The following is a 22,308-nucleotide window of genomic DNA, read 5'->3' on the forward strand; positions in this document are numbered from 1 at the left end:
GTCCTCATCGGCGGCGGCCGGCCCTCGCGCTGCGACCGTAGACGAGCCAGAGCACCGCACCCTGGACGACCATGAGCAGCACCGTCATCACGAACGTGATCGACATCGCGTCGAGGTTCGCCTCTCCCTCGGTCGAGCGCTTGATGGCGATGCCGAGCGGCTCGGCGAGCGGGTGGTAGAGGAAGACGGCGGCGTCGTAGTCGTCGATCAGGCTGTTGAAGTTGAGCGCCGTGATCGCGGCGACGGTCGGCGCGATCATGGGCAGGACGACGCGAGCCAGTGTCTGCAGCTGGCCGGCTCCCAGGATGCGCGCGGCGTCCTCGACGTCTCGCGGCACCGACGCGAACGAGGCCTTGAGCAGGCGCAGCGTGAACGGCAGCTTGATGATCACGTAGGCGACCAGCAGCAGCGCGACGGTGCCGGTGAGCACCTGGCCGCCGAGGAGGGCCTGCGGTCGGTCGAACGCCATCACCAGACCCAGCGCGATCAGGATCGTCGGCAGGATCCAGGGGATGTGGAGCACGTACTCGATGGCGCTCGAGAGCCAGCCCGGGTGGCGAGTGATGACGCGGGCCACGAAGAAGAGCCCCACGACGGCGATGACGGAGGCGAGCGCCGAGTAGGCGACCGACACCAGGAACGGCTGCAGCGCATCCGCACTCGTGAGCACGGTGGTCCAGTGCTCGAACGTGAGGTCGCCGACCCCGATGGAGCCCGCGGCGATGGCTCGCGCGTCGACGAAGGAGAACAGCACCACGGAGGCGACCGGGAAGACGTAGACGATCCAGAGCGACCACGCGGCGACGTGCACGAGCGTCGAGCCCCAGCGGGTGCGGAACGGCTGCGGCTCGAGCGGGGCCGCGACCTTGGCGACGGCGAAGTAGGTGCCGCTGCGCTCGACGCGGTTCATGACGGCGAGCAGCAGGATCGTCGCGAGGCCGAGGATGATCGCGAGCAGCGCCGCGACGTCCCGCGACGTCTGCGACCGCGAGAAGGTGAGGATCATCGGGGAGACCGTCTGGAAGTCGTCGCCGCCGAGCACGATCGGCGCCGTGAGCGCACCGAGGCCGGTGAGGAACGTCAGGACGGTGACGGCGAAGATCATGGGACGCAGGGTCGGGAGCACGATCCGCCACAGGATGGTCCAGGTGCGCGCACCCATGAGCCGGGCGGCCTCGATCGCATGCCGATCGACCTTCGCGAGGGCCGCGGAGAGGAACAGCATGTGGTTCGTGGTCGTCGCGAACGTCATCACGAGAACGACGGCGAAGAAGCCCGAGAACCAGTTGCGGTCGAGATCCGGCACCCAGGTCGCGAGCCAGTTCGTCACGAATCCGAAGCGGCCGTAGATGAAGTTGTAGCCGGCGGCGAGCACGATGCCGCCGTAGATGAAGGTGGTCGCGAAGCCCAGCCACAGGACTCGCCGCGCGCGCATCCGGAACCACTGCGTGACGAGCACGATGAAGATGCCCACCACGTTCACCGTGATGGCGAGGGTGCACGCCAGCAGCACGCTGTTGCCGAGCGACCGGAGCGCGCGCTCGCTCGAGATCAGCCGCTCGACCGACGAGAGCGAGAGCTGGCCCTCCGGTGCGAAGGTCGCTCCGAGCAGCGACAGGTTGGGCAGCAGCAGGAACGTCGCCGCGAACCAGATGACGACGGCGGCGACGACCAGCGCCAGCGGCGATCGCAGCAGGCCGCGGGTGCTCGCGGTCGTGCGCGTCACGCCGGCGGCCCGTAGCGCAGCAGTGCGCCCTGGTCGACCGCGACGCGTGCCGCGTCGCCGATCTCGAGCGCAGCCGCGGCCCTGCTGGCGCTCGCGGCGAAGATCGGCGCGCCCGCGACCTCGAGCTCGAGCAGCGTCGAGGCGCCTCGATAGGCGTGGGCGCGCACGACCGCCGCTGCGCCACCGTCGTCTGGCAGGTGCACGTGCTCCGGGCGCACCCAGGTCTCGCCTGAGCCCAGGATGCCGAGCTCACGCAGCTGGGGCTCGGTCAGCTTCGTGGCCTCTCCGATGAAGTCGCAGACGAACGGGGATGCCGACTGCTCGTAGATCTCCTGCGGCGTGCCCACCTGTTCGACGCGGCCCTCCGACAGCACGGCGATGCGGTCGCTGAGGGCCAGCGCCTCCTCCTGGTCGTGCGTGACGTAGAGGGTCGTGACACCCAGCTCGCGCTGCAGCCGCTGCAGTTCGCCGCGCAGCTGCACGCGCAGCTTCGCGTCGAGGTTCGAGAGCGGCTCGTCGAGCAGCAGGATGCTCGGCTCGAGCACGAGTGCGCGGGCGATCGCCACGCGCTGCTGCTGCCCGCCGGAGAGCTCGGCGACGCCGCGCTCGAGCTGGGCGGGCGCCAGGCCCACCTGCGCGGCCACGCGGTCCACCCGCTCGCGCCGCTCGCCACCCGCGAGCCGGCGCACGCGCAGCCCGAAGGCGATGTTCTCGCGCACCGACATGCTGGGGAAGAGCGCGTAGCTCTGGAACACCATCCCGATGCCGCGCCGCTCGCTGGGCAACCGGGTGACGTCTCGCTCGTCGACGAAGAGGCTGCCGGAGGTCGGTTCGATGAAGCCCGCGAGAGTGCGGAGGGCCGTGCTCTTGCCGCACCCGGAGGGGCCGAGCAGGGTGAAGAACTCGCCCTCGCGGATCTCGAGGTCGAGTCCCTCGAGCGCCACGTGGCCCTCGTACTCCACGCGGACGCTGTCGAATCGGATCATGGTCGCTCCTCGTGGGCGCGGTGAGGGGCGGGAACGGCTGAGCCGCCCCCGCCCCGGTCGGTCACGGCAGGTACTCGAGCTCGATGCGCTCGATCCACGCGCCGATGTGCTCGCGCACGAGGGCGAAGTCGATGTCGGCGCGCTCGACCGAGCCGACGAGCTCGACGACCTCGGGGTTCGCCTGCTCCTGCGCGGCCTCGCTGACGGGCATCGAGTTGAACTCCTCGGCGAAGGCGCCCTGCACCTCGCTCGAGCCGAACCAGTCGATGAACGCCTGCGCCTCGGGCTCCTGGTCGGTGCCGGCGATGACGCCGATCTGCTCGGTGACGAAGGGCACGCCGTTCTCGGAGGGCACGACCGCGGTGGTGGTGCCGTACTCCTCGTCGCGGGCGATGATGCCGCCCGAGGGCACGATGCCGTAGTCGACCTCGTCGCGCTCGAAGCGCGCGTAGAGGTCCGTGCCCTCCACGGCCGGGCTGCCGTTGGCGAAGTAGGCCTCGACCTGCGCCCAGCCCTCCTCGGAGACCTCACCCGACTCGTCGACGTACGGGGCGAGGATGCCGGCGACGACGAGCTGCGGCGTCGCCTGGCCGAGCGCCGTGTTGACCTCGTACGTGCCCTGGTACGCGGGGTCGTTCCAGAGGTCGGCCATGTCGGCGGGCGGCGAGTCGACGGATGCCTCGTCGTAGACCATCACGATGGCCTGGTCGACGAGGGGCCAGTAGGCGCCGTCGACGGGGTCGCCGGCATCCTGCGGCACCTCGTCGGCCCAGGCCGGCTCGTATGCGGTGATCGCGCCGTCGGCCTTGAGGGTCTCGAAGAACATGGTGTTGAGCCCGAACACGACGTCGCCGACGGGGTTGTTCTGCTCGGCGAGGATGCGGTTGGTGAGGTCGGCGCCGCCGAGTCCGACGATCTCGATGTCGAAGCCAGCCTCAGCTGCCTGCTCGGTCACCCACTCGCCACGGCCGTCGGAGTTCGAGTTCGTGTACACGATCAGGGTCTCGCCGCTGCCCGCCGCCGTCGCGCTCTCGCCTGCCGGCGCGCTCTCGCTTGCCGGGGCTGCGCTGGAGCAACCTGCCAGGAGGATCGATCCGAGCGCCAGGAGCGCCGCGCCGCGTGCCGCGCGGGTCTTCAGAACGTGCATGTCTTAGGCCTCTCTTCGGAGCGTTTCTATGTCATCGCTATGGTGCAAGGTGGCGCGCCGATGTCAAGCAGCGGCGCGCCGACTCACCGTAGGAGAGGACGGTGAACGGCCCGGGGTCGGCAGGTGAACGGGCAGGGCTCGCTGCATCCTCGGTGCGCGGCCGAACTCCCCGTCACGGCGACGGGGGACGGCGATCGGCCTCAGAGCAGCGTCTCCTCCGCGACCACGAAGGGCACGGACGCGTCGACGTCGATCGTGCAGAATCGACTCTGGTTCTTGTGCACCTGCGGCGATGCGGCGGCCTCGAGCCACGCATACACGTAGATCGCGTAGCGCCTGCCGGGCACGGCGACGAAATCGGTGGCCAGGCCGTCGCTCACGGTCGCGGTGCCGCTCTCCGGCACGCCGCGGAGCAGTTGCGTCGTCTCATGCGCGTAGGCGGTGATCCAGTGGTCGCGCTCCTGCTGCACGGTCGTCGCGCCCGCCCGCCAGCTGTCGACGACGATGCCGAGCAGGCAGGTGACGGATGCGCGCGTCGCCTCGGGATCCTCGTCCCACGTCGAGTGGGTGAACGAGGCAGTCGTGCGCCACGGCAGGTACGGCCGCACCGACACCCGTGCTGCCCCGTGCTCGGGCGTGAAGAGCATGCCGGCGCCGGTGACGGCGAACGCCGCCTGGCCCGAATACGCGTAGGCGCTCGCCTGCAGCAGCCCGCGCCCGATGATCTGCGGCTCCTTGGCGACGATGATGCCGCCGCCGGCCGTCGTGTCGGTCCAGGCGAACCGGTAGTAGCGGCGCTCGCGCGTGCTGTCGCGGTCGGGCCCGTACACGTGCAGCAGGTCGCGCGGCTGCGGCGGCGCCTTCGGCGCCACGTGCTGCGCCCCGGTGATCTAGCTTGAACGTCTCAGGGCTGCTCGTGGGCTTCTTCACCCAATTTGCGATGCTGACGTGCACCTTTGCCTCACCAGGCCACTTCTGGCTCGACACCGCATCCGTGATGACGCCGCCCTGCGCGACGACGTAGTCGAGCGAGGCGGATCGTGCCCGGTTCTGCGAGATGGAGTTCGTGCCGACGAGCCCGGCTCGCTGGCCGGGCTTCATGTGGTCGATGGCCTTGCGGAACCAGTAGACGCAGAGATCCTTGATCCCGACCCTGAAGCGCTTGCTGAGCCATTCGACGTAGTCGTCGCCGAGTGTGCCGCACAGGTGCTGTGAGCCGAGGAAGGGCGGGTTGCCGATGATCGCGTCGGTCTCGGGCCACTCCACCTGTAGCGCGTCGGCCGCTCGGATCGCTGAGAGGTCCTGCAGGGGCAGCACGGGCTCGGCCCCGCCGTAGCGGTCGATCATCTGGCGGTGGCCCATCCACAGCGTGACCTGCGCGATCCGCACCGCGACGCGCTCGATGTCGATGCCTTGCATGTTGGCGAGCGGGTAGTAGGGCAGGTCCTTCGGCTTCGGCAGGCCGTCTCGCCCGGCCAGGTCAACCACGCGCGCCTTGAGCTCCGCTTCGAGACCGCGCAGCTCGCGGTACGCCACGTAGAGGAAGTTGCCGCAGCCGCACGCCGGGTCGAGCACGCGGAACGAACACAGCTCGTCGAGCAGCGCCCGCGCCTCCGCCGAGGTGGTGGTCGCCTCGATGCGCTCGCGCCACGGCCGCACGATCGTCGGCGTGACGATCTTCATGATGTCGGCCTCGTGTGTGTAGTGCGCGCCGAGCTCAGAGCGGCGCTCGTCGCCGAGCACGCCCTCGAGCAGCGAGCCGAAGATCGTCGGGTTGACCTGGCGCCAGTCGAACTCCGACGCGCGCTTGAGGTGCTCGAGCTCGTCGCGCGTCATGTAGACCGCATCCGACTGCGCGAAGAGCTCGCCGTTGACGTACCGTGTGCCGGCGTAGATGCCGCGGCGGTTCTGGTCACCCTTTTGGTTGAGCAGCTTGAACAGGTGGCCGAGGTCACGCGAGGAGTCGGGGTCATCCTCGCGCAGCAGCCGCTCGACGGTCTGCTGCAGCGGGTAGCCCGCGAGCATGCCAAGGTCCTCGGCGAAGAGCGTCCACACCAACTGCATCGTGAAGCGTTGCATCTCATCGACCGGTGCTGCGTTCCGCTCCGCCATCGACACGTAGACGTCGGCGATGTGCTTCGCGGCGTCCGCCGTCAGCTCGCGGCGATGCTCGGAGAAGACAGGCTCGATCGACTCGGACTGCAGGAAGAGCAGGGCGTCGTAGTGGTCGGGCAGCTCTTCGAGCGTGAAGCGCACCCGCGGCTGGTTGGGGAAGCGACCGGGCTCCCAGATCTCGAACTCGTGGAAGTTGCAGGCGATGACCCAGCGAGCCGCCGGGACGTCGCTCTCGGGATCGCTCGACTCCTGCCAGTAGCGGCGGCGCTGCTCGGCCGCCTCCTCGAGCGCGCGGCCGGGCTTCTTCATCTCGACGATGAGCACGCCCGGCTGGTGGAGGTCCATGAAGCCGGCCGAGGTGCGGAAGTCCTCGAACTTCGCGCCCGCCGCAGTGCGGTCGGTGCAGTAGGCCGCGTAGAGCTCGTTCAGGAAGGTCTGGGCTTCCGCTCGCTCGCTGCCCGAGTAGGAGCGCCACTTCGAGACGAACCGCTCGAGATCCCGCTGGATCTCGAGGCCGGACTTTGACGCCACTACAGCAGCCTGGTGTCGGTGCCGGCGTAGTACGTGCCCTGCACGAGGCGCTTGCGGGTCGCCTGCATCTCGGCGAGGGCGTCTTCGAGCGGCTCGATCACGTTGGTCTGCACGCCCGACCTGCGCAGCTTGGTGAGCGCCTTCTTCGCGCGGCCGATCGCGAAGTCGAGATTGGTCAGCACGTCGGAGACCTCGCCCATCGACAGCTCATGCGCGACCTGCTCGGGAGACCGGGAGTCGAGGTTCGTGCCAGGGATGCTCATGGTGTGCCTTCTCGCGTGGTGCCGCCAGGCTACCGCCGACCGCCCTCGGGACGGGCGGCGACAGCCTGACGGTGTGGACGCATCCGTCGTGCTCTCAGAAGTCCCAGTCCTCGTCGGCCGTGGCCTCGGCCTTGCCGATCACGTACGAGGAGCCCGAGCCCGAGAAGAAGTCGTGGTTCTCGTCGGCGTTGGGCGACAGGGCCGACAGGATCGCCGGGCTGACGTCGGTGACGGTCGACGGGAACAGCGGCTCGAACCCGAGGTTCATGAGCGCCTTGTTCGCGTTGTAGTGGAGGAACTTCTTGACGTCCTCGGTCAGGCCCACCGAGTCGTAGAGGTCGGCCGTGTACTTCGACTCGTTCTCGTAGAGCTCGTAGAGCAGCGAGTACGTGTAGTCCTTGATCTCGGCCTGGCGCTCGGGCGTCAGCTGCTCGAAGCCCTTCTGGAACTTGTAGCCGATGTAGTACCCGTGCACGGCCTCGTCGCGGATGATGAGGCGGATGAGGTCGGCGGTGTTCGTGAGCTTCGCGCGGCTCGACCAGTGCATCGGCAGGTAGAAGCCCGAGTAGAACAGGAACGACTCGAGCAGCGTCGAGGCGATCTTGCGCTTCAGCGGGTCGTCGCCCTCGTAGTAGTCGATGATGATCTCGGCCTTGCGCTGCAGGTACGGGTTCTCCGTCGACCAGCGGAAGGCCTCGTCGATCTCCTTCGTCGACGACAGGGTCGAGAAGATCGACGAGTACGACTTCGCGTGCACCGACTCCATGAACGCGATGTTCGTGTAGACGGCCTCCTCGTGCGGCGTGATCGCGTCGGGGATGAGCGAGACGGCGCCGACCGTGCCCTGGATGGTGTCGAGCAGCGTCAGGCCGGTGAAGACGCGCATGGTGAGCGTCTTCTCCTCGGGCGTCAGCGTGCCCCACGACTGCACGTCGTTCGACAGCGGCACCTTCTCGGGCAGCCAGAAGTTGTTGACGAGCCGGTTCCAGACCTCGAGGTCCTTGTCGTCCTCGATGCGGTTCCAGTTGATCGCCTGCACCAGGTGGTTGTGGCGGTGCTGGCGCTGCTGGGCCTCGGTCTGCGGCTTGCCGGCGCCGAGCGCCGCCTCGACCTCGTCGCGCTCGGCCTCGATGGCCTCGCGCGCCTGCTCGGCGTCGACGGGCGACTCGGCGATCTCGTCGAAGGCCGAGCCCGCCTGGGTGTCCTGGGTGTCCATGTCCTGTTCCTTGTCCGTCTCGTCGCCGCGCGTCACAGCATGCAGCTGACGCAGCCGTCCACTTCGGTGCCCTCGAGCGCCAGCTGGCGCAGACGCACGTAGTAGATCGTCTTGATGCCCTTGCGCCAGGCGTAGATCTGCGCCTTGTTGATGTCGCGCGTCGTGGCCGTGTCCTTGAAGAAGAGCGTCAGCGACAGGCCCTGGTCGACGTGCTGCGTGGCCGCGGCGTAGGTGTCGATGATCTTCTCCGGGCCGATCTCGTACGCGTCCTGGAAGTACTCCAGGTTGTCGTTCGTCATGAACGGCGCCGGGTAGTAGACGCGGCCGAGCTTGCCCTCCTTGCGGATCTCGATCTTCGACGCGATCGGGTGGATCGACGACGTCGAGTTGTTGATGTACGAGATCGAGCCGGTCGGCGGCACCGCCTGCAGGTTCTGGTTGTAGATGCCGTGCTCCTGCACGAGCGCCTTGAGCTCGCGCCAGTCGTCCTGCGTGGGGATGCGGATCTCCGACGCGTCGAAGAGCTCCTGCACGCGGGCCGTGGCCGGCTTCCACTCCTGCTCGGTGTACTTGTCGAAGAACTCGCCCGACGCGTACTTGGAGCGCTCGAAGCCGTCGAACGTCTCGCCCTTCTCCCGCGCGATGAGGTTCGACGCGCGCAGCGCGTGGAACAGCACCGTGTAGAAGTAGATGTTCGTGAAGTCGAGGCCCTCCTCGGAGCCGTAGTGGATGCGCTCCCGGCCGAGGTAGCCGTGCAGGTTCATCTGGCCGAGGCCGATCGCGTGGCTCATGTCGTTGCCGCGCGCGATCGAGGGCACCGAGCCGATGTGCGACTGGTCGGAGACCGCCGTCAGGGCGCGGATGGCCGTCTCGACCGTCTTGCCGAAGTCGGGCGAGTCCATCGACAGCGCGATGTTCATCGAGCCGAGGTTGCAGGAGATGTCCTTGCCGACGGACTCGTAGTCGAGATCGTCGTCGTAGGTCGACGGGGTGTTGACCTGCAGGATCTCGCTGCAGAGGTTGGACATGTTGATGCGGCCGTCGATCGGGTTGGCCCGGTTCACCGTGTCCTCGAACATGATGTACGGGTAGCCCGACTCGAACTGGATCTCGGCGAGCGTCTGGAAGAACTCGCGGGCGTTGATCTTCGTCTTCGTGATGCGCGAGTCGTCGACCATCTCGTGGTACTTCTCGGTCACGGAGATGTCGCTGAAGGGCACGCCGTAGACGCGCTCGACGTCGTAGGGCGAGAAGAGGTACATGTCCTCGCCCTTCTTCGCCAGCTCGAACGTGATGTCGGGCACGACGACGCCCAGCGAGAGGGTCTTGATGCGGATCTTCTCGTCGGCGTTCTCGCGCTTCGTGTCGAGGAACCGCATGATGTCGGGGTGGTGCGCCTGCAGGTACACCGCGCCCGCGCCCTGACGGGCACCCAGCTGGTTCGCGTACGAGAAGCTGTCTTCGAACAGCTTCATCACGGGGATGACGCCGGACGACTGGTTCTGGATCTGCTTGATCGGGGCGCCGTACTCACGGATGTTCGTGAGGTTGAACGCCACGCCGCCGCCGCGCTTCGAGAGCTGCAGCGCCGAGTTGATCGAGCGGCCGATCGACTCCATGTTGTCCTCGATGCGCAGGAGGAAGCAGGAGACGAGCTCGCCGCGCTGCTTCTTGCCGGCGTTGAGGAACGTGGGGGTGGCCGGCTGGAAGCGGCCGTTGACCATCTCGTCGACGAACGCCTCGGCGAGCCGCTCGTCGCCCTCGGCGAGCGCGAGCGCGACGTTGACGACGCGGTCCTCGTAGCGCTCGAGGTAGCGCTTCCCGTCGAACGTCTTGAGCGTGTACGACGTGTAGTACTTGAAGGCGCCGAGGAACGTCGGGAAGCGGAACTTGTAGCCGTAGGCGCGCTTCATGAGCGACTTGATGAACTCGAAGGAGTACCGGTCGAGCACCTCGGCCTCGTAGTACTCGTTCTCGACGAGGTAGTCGAGCTTCTCCTTGAGCGAGTGGAAGAAGACCGTGTTCTGGTTGACGTGCTGCAGGAAGTACTGGTTCGCAGCCTCGCGGTCCTTCTCGAACTGGATCTTGCCGTCCGGTCCGTAGAGGTTGAGCATCGCGTTGAGCGAGTGGTAGTCCATCGCCGACGTCTTGCCCGTCGTCATCTCGGGCGTCACTGTCGCCATAGTGCATCCAATCCGTCGTTGACGACGCGCACGTCGTCGGGGGTTCCGAAGAGTTCGAAGCGGTAGAGGTGCGGCACGTTGCACTTCTGGGCGATGATGTCGCCCGCGAGCCCGTAGCCGGATCCGAAGTTGGTGTTGCCGGCGCTGATCACGCCGCGCAGGTGCTTGCGGTTCTCCTCGTCGTTGAGGAACTTGATCACCTGCTTGGGGACGGCGCCCTTGCCGTCGCCGCCGCCGTACGTGGGCACGATGAGCACGTACGGCTCGCGCTGCCGCAGCGGCGGCTCGGAGGCGTGGAGGGGGATGCGCGAGGCCGGTCGTCCGAGCTTCTCCACGAAGCGGGCGGTGTTCCCCGACACGCTCGAGAAGTAGACGACGTCGCCCACGGCTGCCCCGATCACGGCGGTGCGGCTCAGGCCGCGAGGATCGCCTTGATGCGGTCGGGCTGGAAGCCCGACCAGTGCTCCTCGTCGGCGATGACGACGGGGGCCTGCATGTAGCCGAGGTCCTTGACGGTCTGCAGCGCCTTGTCGTCGGCGGTGACGTCGAAGATCTGGTACTCGATGCCCTGCGCGTCGAGCGCGCGGGTGGTCATCGTGCACTGGACGCAGGCCGGCTTGGAGTAGACGGTGACGGTCATGAGCGGCTCTCCTCGTGTGGATGCTCTGGTGCTGGGAAGCGGTCGGCCGGGGCCGGGCTCCCACTATATGTGGGGTCTGGCGGGGAGCAACGACACAAGATGGTGTGTTTCTCCACACCTCTATCAACAAGAATCCCCAGGCTGTGATTCCCGGCGCGGAACGACGCGGAAAAGGCTGTGGAGAGCGGCTGCTGACAGCTGTGCACGACTGCCGAAGTCGTCTCCGCGACACGCCGACGGAGACTTACAGCGGTGTGGTTCGCGTGCTGCACGGGCGCCTCCGGATGCTCTGTCGCACCCTCGACGCTACGTCCGGCCACCCACATCGGAGCGGGGGTAGCCTGCCCGCATGGAGGGGACCCCGGCGGGCCGGCGGGCGCCCGCGCCCGGCGATCCGCGCATCCGGCGGCTGCAGCGCGCGGCGCTCGTCGTGGCGGGGCTCAACCTCGCCTACTTCTTCGTGGAGTTCTCGGTCGCCGCAGCGATCGGCTCGGCCTCGCTCATGGCCGACGCGGTCGACTTCCTCGAGGACGCGGCGATCAACGTGCTGATCGTGCTCGCCGCGGCGCTCCCGCTCGCCACCCGCGCCCTCGCGGGGCGGGCGATGGCCCTGCTCATCCTCATCCCCGCGGCGGTGGCCGCCTGGCAGGTCGTGCAGAAGGCGCTCGAGCCCGCGCCCCCGGGCGTGCTCGCGCTCGTCGTGACCGCGGGCGGCGCGGCCGTGGTCAACCTCGTGAGCGCGCTGCTGCTGTCGCGCCACCGCACGAGTGCGGGGTCGATCGGCCGCGCGGCCTTCCTCTCGGCGCGCAACGACGTGCTCGTGAACGTGGCCATCATCGCGATGGGCCTCGTCACATGGCTCACGCGCTCGGGCTGGCCCGACGTCGTGCTCGGCGTCGTCATCGTCGCCATCGCCCTGCACGCCGCATGGGAGGTCTGGGAGGCGGCGGGCGAGGAGCGCCTGCTCGCGAAGCAGCTGCCGCGAGCCTGAAGCGCTCGCTCCGCTCGCATCCAGGCGCGGCGGGTACCGTCGCCGCCGTACCCCAACCAGACAGCGACAAGGAGGCAGCACCATGGCCGACATCACCGGCAAGAAGGTCGCGTTCGTCCTGACGGACGGCTACGAGGACTCCGAGCTCACGAGCCCCTGGGAGGCCGTGCAGGGCGCCGGCGGGCAGCCGACGCTCCTCGCCCCGAAGGACGGCCAGGTCGAGGGCAAGAAGGGCCACACGCAGGCGGTCGACGGGCCCGTGTCGGGCGCCGACGCATCCGACTACGACGCCCTCGTGCTCCCCGGCGGCGTCGTGAACGCCGACCACCTGCGGATGGACGAGGACGCGGTCGCGCTCGTGCGCGGCTTCGTCGAGTCGGGCAAGCCGATCGGCGTCATCTGCCACGGCGCGTGGATCCTCATCGAGGCGGGCGGCGTCGAGGGCCGCACGATCACGAGCTACCCGAGCCTGCGGACCGACCTGCGGAACGCCGGCGCCCAGTGGGTCGACCAGGAGGTCGCGACCGACAAGGGCCTCGTCTCGAGCCGCACGCCCGACGACCTGCCCGCGTTCAACGCGAAGGTCCTCGAGGAGATCGCCGAGGGCGTGCACCCGCGCTGACCCTCGCGCACGCACGACGGAGCCCGGCACGCAGGTCGTGCCGGGCTCCGTCGTGCGGAGGCGGTGTGGATCGCCTAGCCGCGGGCGCTCAGCCCTCGAGCCACCCGAGCTCGCGCCCCACGGCGGCGAGGGACGCGAGCAGGCGGGCGTTCGTGGCGTAGCCGAGCTGGCTCGGCAGCGCGAAGAGCACGGTGCCGGCCTCCTGCACCGCCTCGTCGGCGAGCAGACGCGCCGCGACGTGCTCGGGGTCGCCGGCGTAGGTGGGGCCGCTGCGCGCCGCGCTGCCGTCGAGCCGGCCGACCCCGTCGCGCCGCTCGTCGGCGAGGCCGAAGTAGCGGCGGTCGTCGTCGGTCGCGATCGGGAACGCGCTGCGCGTGACGGCAGTGCGGGGGCGGATGCGGTGGCCGGCCCGCGCGTGCGCCTCGCGGTAGGCGCGCACCTGGTCGGCCTGCTGCACGTGGAACGGCCGGCCGTCGTCCTGCAGCAGCAGCGTCGACGAGAGCAGGTGGTAGCCGTGCTCGGCGGCCCAGAGCCCCGAGGCGTGGTTGCCGGCGCCCCACCAGAGGCGGTCGGCGAGGCCGGGGGAGCGCGGCTCGATCGGCAGGTCGGGGCCGCCACCGGTCTCGACGGCTCGGGCGGAGCGCGCCATCGGCTCGCCGCGGAGCGCCCGGCGCAGGTGGGCGGCGCGCTCGCGCGCGACATCCGACCACGACGCGCCCTCGGGCAGCGGCAGACCGAAGCGCTCCTGCCCGTCGACGGCACGCTCTGGCGAGCCGCGCGAGATGCCGAGCTGCAGCCGCTCGCCCGCGAGGAGGTCGGCGGCGCTCGCGAGCTCGGCCATCGCGAGCGGCTGCTCGTACCGCAGGTCGATCACGCCGGTGCCGAGCTCGAGCCTGCTCGTGCGCGCGCCCATGGCGGCGAGCAGCGGGTAGGGGCTCGCGAGCGACTGGTCGAAGTGGTGCACGCGCACCCAGGCGCCGTCGAGGCCCGCCTCCTCGGCGGCGACGGCGAGGTCGACGTGCATCCGCAGCGAGTCGCCCGCGGTCGGCACCCTCGAGCCGGGGATGTCGCGGTAGTGGCCGAAGGAGAGGAATCCGAGCTGCTTGCGCACGTCGGGGAGAACCGGGCCGGATGCGCCGGCATTCCATCCGCGCGGGGCCGGCCCGGCGCACGGCAGCGCCCCGCCGGGGTCGGCGGGGCGCTGCCTGCTGTGGAGCGGTGCTGCGCTCGTCAGTCGTTCGACTCGGGCGACTCCGCGCTGCCGGCCGAGGGGACCGACACGGGCGACTGGGCCGAGATCGGCGACTGGGCCGAGACCGGGCTCGGCGCCGAGTACGGCGTCGGGGCCGACTCGGGGGCGGGCGCCGGCGCGGGAGCGGGCGCGGGTGCCGGTGCCGGTGCGGGCGACGGGGCCGAGGCGGGGCTCGGCACCGAGGCGGGCGACACCACCGAGGCCGGCGAGGCGGCCGTGGGTGCCGACGTCGTCGACGTGGGCGAGGGCGCCGACTGCGTGGCCGACGGGGCGTCGGTCGCCGACGGGGTCGAGGTCGCCGAGACCACGGAGGCGTGGTCGCCCGTGACCTTCATGCTGAGCGACTCGCGGTCGAGGATGTCGCCGCGCACCTGCGCGCTGTCGACGACGCGGCCCTGCGCGTCGCGCAGCTCGACGGCGTTCGCGACGCCCGCCGCGCTCGCGGCGATGGCGCCGAGCCCGAGCGCTCCGACGGTGCCGAGGGCGATCCACTTGGTGTTCATGCTGTTCCTCCTGGTGATCCGGGGTGCTGCCTGGTGATGACCACTGTCGCCGGTGCCGGTGAGGCGAGGAGGAGGGGTCGGTGAGAGGCCTCTCATCACCCTCCACAGCCGCGCGGACGGGCCCTGCCGCCGCGCGCATCCGAGGTCCATGATGGAGGCGGCGCCGGTGGGGCGCCGCACCGAGCATGCGGAGGAAGTCGTGGCGAAGCAGCAGCAGGACGACACGCTGTCGGACGTCGAGCGCGAGGCGGTGAAGCAGCGCGCGGCCGAGCTGCGCGCCCAGTCGTCGCGCAAGGGCGCCGGCAAGAAGGAGAAGGATCGGCAGGACGTGCTCGACGTGATCGAGGGCCTGCCCGAGCCCGACAAGGGCCTCGCACAGATGGTGCACGAGGTGGTGTCGGAGGTCGCGCCCGACCTCGACCCGAAGACCTGGTACGGGTTCCCCTCCTATGCGCGCGACGGCAAGGTGCTCGTCTTCTTCCAGCAGGCGTCGAAGTTCGACGAGCGCTACTCGACGCTCGGGTTCCAGACGAACGCCAACCTCGACGAGGGCGCCATGTGGCCGACGTCGTACGCCCTCGTCTCCGACACCCCGGAGGTGCGCGAGCGCATCGCCGCGCTCGTGCGGCAGGCCATCAGCTGAGGCGGATGCGCGGGTCGGGAATGCGCGTCGCCTCCCAGGATGTTCCAACTTGAGTCGAGCAGACTCAAGTTCGACGGAAGACCTTCGAGGGGGATGCACATGGCAGCCATCTACGGACCGTCCTTCGGGATCGGCGGCGACGGATCGTTCGACGACTTCATCGCCCGGATCCTGCAGGGACAGCGCGCGCCCGCGCAGCGATCGATCGACCTCTCGCGCCTCGTCTCGCGGCGCACGAGCTCGGTCATGGCGAGCGCCGTCGAGTACGCGCGCGCCCACCGGCACGCCGAGGTCGACGCGCTGCACCTGCTGCGCGCGCTGCTCGAGCTGCCGCAGGTGTCGGCCGCCGTGCGCGCCGCCGGGGCCGATGAGGAGGCGCTGCGCGGCACGATCGAGGACCGCATGCCGGCCGACGGCGAGCGCGAGACGCAGGGGCCGCCGTCGCTGACGCCCTCGGCCCAACGCGCCCTGCGCGACGCGTACCAGATCGCCCGCGCCAACGGCTCGAGCTACATCGACCCTGAGCACCTCTTCTTCGCGTTCCTGCTCGCAGGCGACAGCGCCGTCGGCTCCCTCCTGCACGAGGCGGGCATCACGCCCGAGGCGCTGCAGCGCGGCGCCGCCGAGGCGCAGCGCGCGGCCATCGAGGCGCAGCAGGCGCGCACCCCCGCGAAGCACGTCGACCCCGACTCGACGACGCCGACCCTCGACGAGTTCGGCATCGACCTCACCGCCCGCGCGCGCGACGGCGAGCTCGACCCGGTGATCGGCCGCACCGAGGAGATCGAGCAGACGATCGAGATCCTGTCGCGCCGCACGAAGAACAACCCCGTGCTCATCGGCGAGGCCGGCGTCGGCAAGACCGCCATCGTCGAGGGGCTCGCCCGCGCGATCGTCGAGGGCGGCGTGCCGAAGTCGCTGAAGGGCAAGCGGGTCGTCGCGCTCGACCTCACCGCGATGGTCGCCGGCACGCGCTACCGCGGCGACTTCGAGGAGCGCATCACGAAGGCGATGGACGAGATCACCGAGCACCGCGACGAGCTGATCGTCTTCATCGACGAGCTGCACACGATCCTCGGCGCCGGGGGCGGCGGCGAGGGCGGCATGGATGCGGCGAACATCCTGAAGCCGCGCCTGGCCCGCGGCGATCTGCACATGATCGGCGCGACGACGCTCGCGGAGTTCCGCCGCATCGAGAAGGACGCCGCGCTCACGCGCCGCTTCCAGCCCGTGCTGGTGGCCGAGCCGAGCGTCGAGGACGCCGTGCGCATCCTCGAGGGGCTGCAGAGCGCCTACGCCGAGCACCACCGCGTCACCTACACGCCCGAGGCGATCCGCGCCGCGGTCGAGCTCTCCCACCGCTACATCAGCGACCGGTTCCTGCCCGACAAGGCCATCGACCTCATCGACCAGGCAGGCGCCCGGCTGCGGCTGAGCCTGGGCGCGAAGGTCGACGTGGATGCGCTGACGAAGGAGCGCGAGCACCTCGAGGAGCAGAAGCGGCAGGCGGTCGAGGCCGAGGAGTTCGAGGAGGCGACCCGCATCCGCGACCGCATCGCCGCCATCCAGGCGTCGATCGAGTCGGGCTCCGGCGAGGACGGCATCGTCGACGAGGAGGAGATCGCGGGCGTCGTCTCGCGCGCGACCGGCATCCCGGCCTCGCGGCTCACCGAGGGCGATCGGCAGCGGCTGGGCCGCCTCGAGGAGGAGCTGCACGAGCGCGTCATCGGACAGGAGGATGCGGTGGGCGCGGTGGCGAAGGCCGTGCGGCGCTCGCGGTCGGGGCTCGGCGACACCGGCCGCCCGATCGGCTCGTTCCTGTTCCTGGGCCCCACCGGCGTCGGCAAGACCGAGCTGGCCAAGGCGCTCGCGTCGAGCCTGTTCGGCTCGGAGCACGCGCTCGTGCGCTTCGACATGTCGGAGTTCGGCGAGCGCCACACGGTCGCCCGCCTCATCGGCGCGCCTCCCGGGTACGTCGGCTACGACGAGGCGGGCCAGCTCACCGAGCGAGTGCGGCGGCAGCCGTACTCCGTGGTGCTGCTCGACGAGATCGAGAAGGCGCACCCGGATGTCTTCAACCTGCTGCTGCAGGTGCTCGAGGACGGCCGGCTCACCGACGGCCAAGGCCGCACCGTCGACTTCCGCAACACGGTCGTGATCATGACCTCGAACCTCGGCGGCGAGTTCCTCGCGTCGAAGTCGGGCCCCATCGGGTTCCAGGCCGGCGACGGCAGCGGCTCGCCCGACGAGCTGCGGGCGAAGGTGATGGGCAGGCTGCGCGAGCAGATGCGGCCCGAGCTCATCAACCGCATCGACGAGATCGTGCTGTTCCACAAGCTCGAGCCGGCGCAGCTGCGGCAGATCGTGACGCTGCTGCTCGACCGCGTCGGCGACCGCCTGCGGGCGCAGGACGTCGAGCTCGAGGTGACGGATGCGGCGCTCGCGTGGCTCGCCGAGCACGGCTACGAGCCGGAGTACGGAGCACGGCCGCTGCGCAGGCTCATCCAGCGCGAGGTCGAGGACCGGGTCGCCGACCTCATCGTCGGCGGGCTCGAGTCGGGCGTCGTGCGGGTGGATGTCGAGGGCGACGGCATCGCGGTGACCACCGCGCCGGCCGAGCACCCGACGCCCGCGATGTAGCCCCCGCCGCCCCTACCCGCGCTGGTCGAGGAGCCGCCCCCTCCGCTGGTCGAGGAGCCGCCGCAGGCGGCGTCTCGAGACCACCCGCCCCCTCCGCTGGTCGAGGAGCCGCCGCAGGCGGCGTCTCGAGACCACCCGACGCCCGCCCCCTCCGCTGGTCGAGGAGCCGCCGGAGGCGGCGTCTCGAGACCACCCGACGCCCGCCCGGCGGCGAGCCCGGGGCACGAGACCCGAACGGACCTCTTGCCCCGGGCCGCACCGCGCCGTCATGCTCTCCTGACGAGGAGGCGACATGGCCGAGCTCTCCCCGCGGCTCGCCGCGGTGCTGGAGGCGCTGCCCCTGCGCCCCGGGATGCGCGTGCTCGAGGTGGGCTGCGGCCCCGGCGCGCTCGCGCGGGCGATGGCCGAGCGGGTCGGTCCCGACGGCTACGTGCTCGGCGTCGACCGCTCGCCGACGGCCATCCAGGCCGCGGAGCGCGTCTCCTCCCACGGCAGCCTCGACTTCCGCGTCTCGACCGCCGAGCAGTTCCGGCTGAAGGGCCGCGAGCAGCCGTTCGACCTCGTCGTCGCGATCCGCGTGGGCGCGCTCGACGGGCGCCACCCCGAGCTCGAGGCGGCGGCGATGGCGCAGCTCGCGGCGGCGACCGTACCCGGCGCGGCCCTCTACATCGACCGCGGCGACCCGCTCGAGGCGGTCCCGCTCCACTGACGCGGCGCATCCGCCGTCCGTCGACCGGCTCCGCGCCGGTCGGGCAGGATGATCCGGTCGGACGAGCACGGAGCCGGTCCGGGAACGGGGGAGCGCGGATGGGCGAGCGGATCGCGGTCATCGGGGCGGGCGTCATCGGCCTCTCGATCGCGCACGAGCTCGCGGCGGCGGGCTGTGACGTGACGGTGCTCGCCGACCTCGCGCCGCTCGAGACGACGTCGGCCGTCGCGGGCGCCGTGTGGTTCCCCTACGCGGCCGAGCGCTCGGCCGAGGTCGACGCGATGCTCGCGGTCTCGCTGCGCCGCTTCGTCGCGATCGCCGAGCGCCCCGAGGCGGGCGTCGACCTGCGCGAGGGGATCGTCGTCGAGCGCGCAGCGGCGCCCGACCGCTCGTGGACGGCGCTGCTGCCCGCCGTCCCGGCCGACGCCGCCGACCTCCCCGTCGGCACCACGGGCATGCGCACGAGCGCCCCGCTCGCGACCATGTCGCAGTACCTGCCGTGGCTGCAGGCGGAGTGCCAGGCGCTGGGCGTGCGCTTCGCGCACCGGCGGGTGGAGGATCCGGATGCGCTCGCGGGCGCCTTCGACGTCGCGGTCGTGGCCGCCGGGGCGCGCGGGGGCGCGCTGCTCGGTGACGACGCGACGGTGGTGCCCATCCGCGGCCAGGTCGTGCGGGTCGAGAACCCGGGCGTCACGACGTTCGTGATCGACGACGAGGATCCGGCGGGGCTCACCTACGTGCTGCCGCGCCGCGACTGCCTCGTGCTCGGCGGCACGCACGAGGCCGGCGCGACCTCGCTCGAGCCCGACCCGGCGATCGAGGCGGGCATCCTCGCGCGGTGCGCCGCGCTGGTGCCGGAGGTGGCCGGCATGCGGATCCTGTCGCGCGCGGTGGGGCTGCGGCCCGGGCGCGCACGGCTGCGCATCGAGGAGGTGCCGGGCAGGGCGCTGCGGGTGATCGCCGCCTACGGCCACGGCGGCAGCGGCATGACGCTGTCGTGGGGCACGGCGGCGCGGGTCGCGGCGATGCTGGCGGGCCCGTGACCGAGCCGGCGACGGTCGGCGACCTGGCCGCGCGCATCCGCAGCCTGATGGCGGAGCGCGCCGTCGTGGTCGTGGGCATCGCCGGCTACGGCGGAGCCGGCAAGACGACGCTCGCGCGCGCCCTCGCGGAGCGGCTGCCGGCGGCGCGCGTGCGCGGCGACGACTTCCTCGACCCGCTCGGCAGCCGCACGGCGAGCGACGACTGGGCGGCGCTGCACCGCGACGAGCTCGCAGCGGTGCTCGCGGCGCTGCGGGCGGGGGAGCCCGCGCGGTTCCGGCCGGTCGACTGGGCGACGGGCGGCCGGCAGCCCGAGCGGCTCGCGCCCGCCGCTCCCGTGCAGCTCGTCGACGCCGTCGGGCTGCTGCACCCGCGGCTGCTGCCGCTGCTCGACCTGGCCGTCTGGGTCGACGTGCCGCTCGAGGTGGCGGTGGAGCGCGGGATGCGCCGCGACCGGCAGGCTGGGAACGACCACGACGCGCTGTGGCGCGAGGTGTGGGCGCCGACGGAGCGGGCGTTCGAGCGGCGGTTCCGGCCGCGCGAGGCGGCCGACGTCAGGGTCGCGGGCGGTCGCTAGCGGTCGTCGGAGTGGCGGCCGTGAGCGGGCCCCGCGTCGCCGGGCGACGCGTCGGGCGTCGAGCCGTAGGGCGCGGCGCCGTACGACTGCCCGCCGTAGCTCTGGCCGCCGTACGACTGGCCGCCGTAGGCCGGGCTGCTGTACGGCTGCTGCTCCGCCCGCGGTGGGTCGTACGGCGACGACTGGCCGGACGCGGCGCCCTGCCCGTAGCCGCCGCCCTGCCCGTAGGCGGCAGGCGCCCCGTACCCGCTTGCCGCGTACGGCTGCGCGAGCGACGGCTGGCCGGCGTCCCACGCCTGCGCCGTCGCGCCGCGGTCGAAGCGCGCGCCCAGCGGGTTCGACGGGAAGAAGCACATCACGAGCGGCACGATGCCGAGGCCGACGAGCGACAGCAGGGCGAACGCGCCGTGGAAGCCGGCATCCTGCACGCGCCGCCACATCACCGCGTAGGTGGGCACCGCGAGCGCGAGCGAGACCACGACGAGCAGCGCGAGCCATCCGAACATCGCGCCGAGGGGCGCCAGCAGCGCCTCCTGGTCGGCGCCGACGCCCGCGGCCTCGACCGACACCGCCTGCATCATGAAGCCGATCCATGCGATCCAGAACGGCACCTGCGACAGGAGCGAGACGAGGAAGGTGAACAGCATCGCCCACCAGAACTCGCTGCGGCTCGCGCGTCCCGAGAAGACGAGGAAGCCCTGGAAGAAGCGCCGGACGGACTGGCCGAAGGACGCGCCCGGCAGCGGCTGGCCGACGGGGACTGCAGAGGTGCTCACGGGGGACATCATCGCCCATCCGCGGCGCGGCGCGCCGCGCCGCGCGCGGGCGGATCCTGCGACTACGGAGCGAGGCCCGCCCGCAGCACCGCCGCCGCGAGCGCGCGGTCGCCGCGCACCTCGATGCCGCCGTCGGCGTCGGCCGCCTCGGCGAGCGGCACCCGGCCCCACGCCAGCAGCGCGAGCGAGCGGGCGGGCCCGGCGAGCACCATCTCCGGCGCACCCGGTGCCGAACCCGTGAGCGCGAGCCGCGCATCCGTCTCGGTCGGGGCGAAGACCAGCCGCGCGGCCGGCGCCTCGACCCGGCCGAGCCGCAGCTGCCGGGGGTGCATGACGGTCACGAGCTCGTCGAGGCAGTCGATCCACGCGCCCGCGTCGACGTCGAGCGGCTCGCCGATCGCCGTGCGCAGATCCCACAGGTGCACGAGCGTCTCGAGCGCCTGCCGCCGGTGCCAGAACCGCACGGTGCCGGTGTGCTCGTCGCGCGGCACGCCGTCGTCGACGAGCGCCCACGCCCGCGCGTCGGGGTCGAGCTCGGCGAGCGCCTCGCGCACCTCGAGCGCGCACGCGGCGTAGAGCTCGGGCAGGTCGAACGGTCCGCGGCCGAGCGGCTCCTCCTGCACGCGGCGCGCCTGACCCGCCGCCCAGTGGTGCACACGGGCGAGGTGCACGACGAGCTTCTCGACCGTCCACGGCGCGAGCCACGGGATCGGCGTCGCGGGGTCGGCGCGCCGCAGGGTCCCGAGGAACTGCGCCTGCCAGTCGGCGAGCGCCGCCAGGTGGTCGAGGGGCCGGATGCCGTCGGTCGCCATCGGCGCCTCAGCCCCGGCCGGTGAACGTGGGCGTGCGCTTCTGCTGGAACGCCGCGAAGCCCTCGCGGTAGTCGGCGGTCTCGGCGAGCGCGGCCTGCGCGGCGCTCTCGCCGCCCATCGACTGCCACAGGCCCAGCCGCTCGTCGCGGAGGCCCCGGATGAGCTCCTTCGAGGCGATGAACGCGAGCGTCGGCCCTTGCGCGGCATGCGCGGCCGCGGCACGGGTGGCGGCGAGCACCTCGTCGTCGGGGAAGACCTGCGAGAAGAGCCCAGCGGCGACCGCCTCGGCGCCCGTCAGCAGCCGGCCGGAGTAGATGAGGTCGAGCGTGCGGTGCGCGCCGAGCCGCTCGAAGAAGAGCGCGTGGCCGCCGGAGTCGAGCGTGGCGCCGAGCGCGGCGAACGGGCTGCCGAGCTTCGCGGTCTCGGCGACGTAGACCACGTCGGTCGCGATGAGCAGCCCGAGCCCCACGCCCAGGCACGCGCCGTGGGCGACGGCGAAGGTGGGCGCGGGGAACGCGGCGAGCTGCTGCAGCAGCGGCTGCACGCGGTCCTGCAGGAACCCGATCGTGTCGTCGGTGCGCGGATCGACCTGCGAGATGTCGCGGCCGGCGCAGAACGCCTTGCCCTCCCCGCGCAGCACGAGCGCGCGCACACCCGCCCGCTCGGCCTCGGTCAGCGCATCCGACATCGCCTGCAGGGCGGATGCGTCGACGGCGTTGCGCCGCTCGGGCGCGTTCAGCACGATCTCGGCGATGCCATCGGCGAGCTGCAGCTCGATCATGGGGCTCCCTCCGTCGGGCGCGGAGCCGGGGCGCCGGCGTCGTCGCGCGTCGAGACCATCATGGCCGAGCGCGGGCTGCATGGCCGGGCGCGGGCGGGCAGTTCTCCCCATCGCCGACGGGGCGCGTCGCGGCCTACCGTGGAGCCGTTCGGTC

General features: G+C 71.4%; 22 protein-coding genes. 7 read left to right on the forward strand and 15 right to left on the reverse strand.

Going from position 1 to position 22,308, the window contains the following annotated elements; translation table 11 throughout:
* Positions 1 to 4 precede the first annotated feature (4 nt).
* The 10 genes from AC1RNL_RS02290 to nrdH all read right to left on the reverse strand — a co-directional run bounded on the left by AC1RNL_RS02290 (position 5) and on the right by nrdH (position 10,807).
* A complete protein-coding gene (locus AC1RNL_RS02290; RefSeq protein ID WP_400530981.1) occupies positions 5 to 1,726 on the reverse strand; it encodes an ABC transporter permease in 1,722 nt (573 codons plus the stop codon).
* The gene (locus tag AC1RNL_RS02295; protein ID WP_246992687.1) at positions 1,723 to 2,712 is read right to left on the reverse strand and encodes an ABC transporter ATP-binding protein; all 990 of its coding nucleotides are present in this window, start codon (positions 2,710 to 2,712) and stop codon (positions 1,723 to 1,725) included. Before AC1RNL_RS02295 ends, AC1RNL_RS02290 begins: the two co-directional genes overlap by 4 nt.
* A 61-nt stretch (positions 2,713 to 2,773) precedes the next feature.
* Positions 2,774 to 3,706 carry an extracellular solute-binding protein gene (locus AC1RNL_RS02300; RefSeq protein WP_492934292.1) on the reverse strand — a complete coding sequence of 311 codons (933 nt, stop codon included), beginning with the start codon at positions 3,704 to 3,706 and terminating at the stop codon, positions 2,774 to 2,776.
* Between the two features lie 353 nt (positions 3,707 to 4,059).
* Entirely contained in the window at positions 4,060 to 4,329 is a 270-nt protein-coding gene (locus AC1RNL_RS02305; RefSeq protein WP_400530975.1) for a hypothetical protein, read from the reverse strand.
* Positions 4,286 to 6,505: a DNA methyltransferase gene (locus tag AC1RNL_RS02310; RefSeq protein WP_492934293.1), complete on the reverse strand. Its 2,220-nt coding sequence runs from the start codon at positions 6,503 to 6,505 to the stop codon at positions 4,286 to 4,288. Before AC1RNL_RS02310 ends, AC1RNL_RS02305 begins: the two co-directional genes overlap by 44 nt.
* On the reverse strand, positions 6,505 to 6,768 hold the full coding sequence (locus AC1RNL_RS02315; protein WP_400530969.1) for a hypothetical protein: 264 nt from the start codon (positions 6,766 to 6,768) through the stop codon (positions 6,505 to 6,507). Before AC1RNL_RS02315 ends, AC1RNL_RS02310 begins: the two co-directional genes overlap by 1 nt.
* A 94-nt stretch (positions 6,769 to 6,862) precedes the next feature.
* Positions 6,863 to 7,984: a class 1b ribonucleoside-diphosphate reductase subunit beta gene (gene nrdF, locus AC1RNL_RS02320; RefSeq protein WP_205649660.1), complete on the reverse strand. Its 1,122-nt coding sequence runs from the start codon at positions 7,982 to 7,984 to the stop codon at positions 6,863 to 6,865.
* 32 nt (positions 7,985 to 8,016) lie between these two features.
* Positions 8,017 to 10,167 (reverse strand): class 1b ribonucleoside-diphosphate reductase subunit alpha, encoded by a 2,151-nt coding sequence (gene nrdE, locus AC1RNL_RS02325; protein WP_492934294.1) that lies wholly within the window; start codon positions 10,165 to 10,167, stop codon positions 8,017 to 8,019.
* Positions 10,155 to 10,553, reverse strand: coding sequence for a class Ib ribonucleoside-diphosphate reductase assembly flavoprotein NrdI (gene nrdI / locus AC1RNL_RS02330; RefSeq protein WP_492934504.1), 399 nt, complete (start codon positions 10,551 to 10,553; stop codon positions 10,155 to 10,157). The genes nrdE and nrdI overlap by 13 nt, the downstream gene beginning before the upstream one ends.
* Before the next feature lie 26 nt (positions 10,554 to 10,579).
* Positions 10,580 to 10,807: a glutaredoxin-like protein NrdH gene (gene nrdH, locus AC1RNL_RS02335; RefSeq protein ID WP_128189966.1), complete on the reverse strand. Its 228-nt coding sequence runs from the start codon at positions 10,805 to 10,807 to the stop codon at positions 10,580 to 10,582.
* Positions 10,808 to 11,156: 349 nt separating this feature from the next.
* Between nrdH and AC1RNL_RS02340 the strand changes: the two genes are divergently transcribed.
* Positions 11,157 to 11,798, forward strand: a complete 642-nt coding sequence (locus tag AC1RNL_RS02340; protein WP_492934295.1) for a cation efflux transmembrane domain-containing protein — start codon at positions 11,157 to 11,159, stop codon at positions 11,796 to 11,798.
* 82 nt (positions 11,799 to 11,880) lie between these two features.
* Positions 11,881 to 12,420, forward strand: a complete 540-nt coding sequence (locus AC1RNL_RS02345) for a type 1 glutamine amidotransferase domain-containing protein (protein WP_128189965.1) — start codon at positions 11,881 to 11,883, stop codon at positions 12,418 to 12,420.
* An 88-nt stretch (positions 12,421 to 12,508) separates the two neighbouring features.
* Here the strand turns inward: AC1RNL_RS02345 and AC1RNL_RS02350 are convergent, their stop codons facing one another.
* Together AC1RNL_RS02350 and AC1RNL_RS02355 are read right to left on the reverse strand one after the other, a co-directional pair.
* Positions 12,509 to 13,531, reverse strand: coding sequence for an LLM class flavin-dependent oxidoreductase (locus AC1RNL_RS02350; protein WP_492934296.1), 1,023 nt, complete (start codon positions 13,529 to 13,531; stop codon positions 12,509 to 12,511).
* A gap of 119 nt (positions 13,532 to 13,650) precedes the next feature.
* Positions 13,651 to 14,175, reverse strand: coding sequence for a hypothetical protein (locus AC1RNL_RS02355; RefSeq protein WP_492934297.1), 525 nt, complete (start codon positions 14,173 to 14,175; stop codon positions 13,651 to 13,653).
* 199 nt (positions 14,176 to 14,374) lie between these two features.
* On the opposite strand from AC1RNL_RS02355, the gene AC1RNL_RS02360 reads away from it, so the two are divergent.
* The 5 genes from AC1RNL_RS02360 to AC1RNL_RS02380 all read left to right on the forward strand — a co-directional run bounded on the left by AC1RNL_RS02360 (position 14,375) and on the right by AC1RNL_RS02380 (position 19,785).
* Entirely contained in the window at positions 14,375 to 14,818 is a 444-nt protein-coding gene (locus AC1RNL_RS02360) for an iron chaperone (RefSeq protein ID WP_164877140.1), read from the forward strand.
* A gap of 99 nt (positions 14,819 to 14,917) precedes the next feature.
* Positions 14,918 to 17,458 carry an ATP-dependent Clp protease ATP-binding subunit gene (locus AC1RNL_RS02365; protein WP_492934298.1) on the forward strand — a complete coding sequence of 847 codons (2,541 nt, stop codon included), beginning with the start codon at positions 14,918 to 14,920 and terminating at the stop codon, positions 17,456 to 17,458.
* 292 nt (positions 17,459 to 17,750) lie between these two features.
* Positions 17,751 to 18,167 (forward strand): methyltransferase domain-containing protein, encoded by a 417-nt coding sequence (locus AC1RNL_RS02370; protein WP_146354771.1) that lies wholly within the window; start codon positions 17,751 to 17,753, stop codon positions 18,165 to 18,167.
* A 98-nt stretch (positions 18,168 to 18,265) separates the two neighbouring features.
* Positions 18,266 to 19,210 carry an FAD-dependent oxidoreductase gene (locus AC1RNL_RS02375; RefSeq protein WP_492934299.1) on the forward strand — a complete coding sequence of 315 codons (945 nt, stop codon included), beginning with the start codon at positions 18,266 to 18,268 and terminating at the stop codon, positions 19,208 to 19,210.
* Positions 19,207 to 19,785 (forward strand): uridine kinase family protein, encoded by a 579-nt coding sequence (locus AC1RNL_RS02380; RefSeq protein WP_492934300.1) that lies wholly within the window; start codon positions 19,207 to 19,209, stop codon positions 19,783 to 19,785. The genes AC1RNL_RS02375 and AC1RNL_RS02380 overlap by 4 nt, the downstream gene beginning before the upstream one ends.
* On the opposite strand, the gene AC1RNL_RS02385 is transcribed toward AC1RNL_RS02380, so the two are convergent.
* From AC1RNL_RS02385 to AC1RNL_RS02395, 3 genes are all read right to left on the reverse strand, one after another.
* Positions 19,782 to 20,561: a DUF805 domain-containing protein gene (locus tag AC1RNL_RS02385; protein ID WP_492934301.1), complete on the reverse strand. Its 780-nt coding sequence runs from the start codon at positions 20,559 to 20,561 to the stop codon at positions 19,782 to 19,784. The two genes, AC1RNL_RS02380 and AC1RNL_RS02385, sit on opposite strands and share 4 nt — an antisense overlap.
* Before the next feature lie 62 nt (positions 20,562 to 20,623).
* Positions 20,624 to 21,373 (reverse strand): maleylpyruvate isomerase family mycothiol-dependent enzyme, encoded by a 750-nt coding sequence (locus tag AC1RNL_RS02390; protein ID WP_492934302.1) that lies wholly within the window; start codon positions 21,371 to 21,373, stop codon positions 20,624 to 20,626.
* Between the two features lie 7 nt (positions 21,374 to 21,380).
* Positions 21,381 to 22,154, reverse strand: a complete 774-nt coding sequence (locus AC1RNL_RS02395) for an enoyl-CoA hydratase/isomerase family protein (RefSeq protein ID WP_246992659.1) — start codon at positions 22,152 to 22,154, stop codon at positions 21,381 to 21,383.
* Between the last annotated feature and the right edge of the window lie 154 nt (positions 22,155 to 22,308).

This window comes from Agrococcus sp. GW821-FHT14H11, assembly GCF_058803545.1.

Coding starts and splice junctions, on each gene's coding strand:
- AC1RNL_RS02295 (WP_246992687.1), bottom strand. CDS start 2,712: ATGATCCGATTCGACAGCGTCCGCGTGGAGTACGAGGGCCACGTGGCG.
- AC1RNL_RS02315 (WP_400530969.1), bottom strand. CDS start 6,768: ATGAGCATCCCTGGCACGAACCTCGACTCCCGGTCTCCCGAGCAGGTC.
- nrdF (WP_205649660.1), bottom strand. CDS start 7,984: ATGGACACCCAGGACACCCAGGCGGGCTCGGCCTTCGACGAGATCGCC.
- nrdE (WP_492934294.1), bottom strand. CDS start 10,167: ATGGCGACAGTGACGCCCGAGATGACGACGGGCAAGACGTCGGCGATG.
- nrdH (WP_128189966.1), bottom strand. CDS start 10,807: ATGACCGTCACCGTCTACTCCAAGCCGGCCTGCGTCCAGTGCACGATG.
- AC1RNL_RS02340 (WP_492934295.1), top strand. CDS start 11,157: ATGGAGGGGACCCCGGCGGGCCGGCGGGCGCCCGCGCCCGGCGATCCG.
- AC1RNL_RS02345 (WP_128189965.1), top strand. CDS start 11,881: ATGGCCGACATCACCGGCAAGAAGGTCGCGTTCGTCCTGACGGACGGC.
- AC1RNL_RS02355 (WP_492934297.1), bottom strand. CDS start 14,175: ATGAACACCAAGTGGATCGCCCTCGGCACCGTCGGAGCGCTCGGGCTC.
- AC1RNL_RS02365 (WP_492934298.1), top strand. CDS start 14,918: ATGGCAGCCATCTACGGACCGTCCTTCGGGATCGGCGGCGACGGATCG.
- AC1RNL_RS02370 (WP_146354771.1), top strand. CDS start 17,751: ATGGCCGAGCTCTCCCCGCGGCTCGCCGCGGTGCTGGAGGCGCTGCCC.
- AC1RNL_RS02375 (WP_492934299.1), top strand. CDS start 18,266: ATGGGCGAGCGGATCGCGGTCATCGGGGCGGGCGTCATCGGCCTCTCG.
- AC1RNL_RS02390 (WP_492934302.1), bottom strand. CDS start 21,373: ATGGCGACCGACGGCATCCGGCCCCTCGACCACCTGGCGGCGCTCGCC.
- AC1RNL_RS02395 (WP_246992659.1), bottom strand. CDS start 22,154: ATGATCGAGCTGCAGCTCGCCGATGGCATCGCCGAGATCGTGCTGAAC.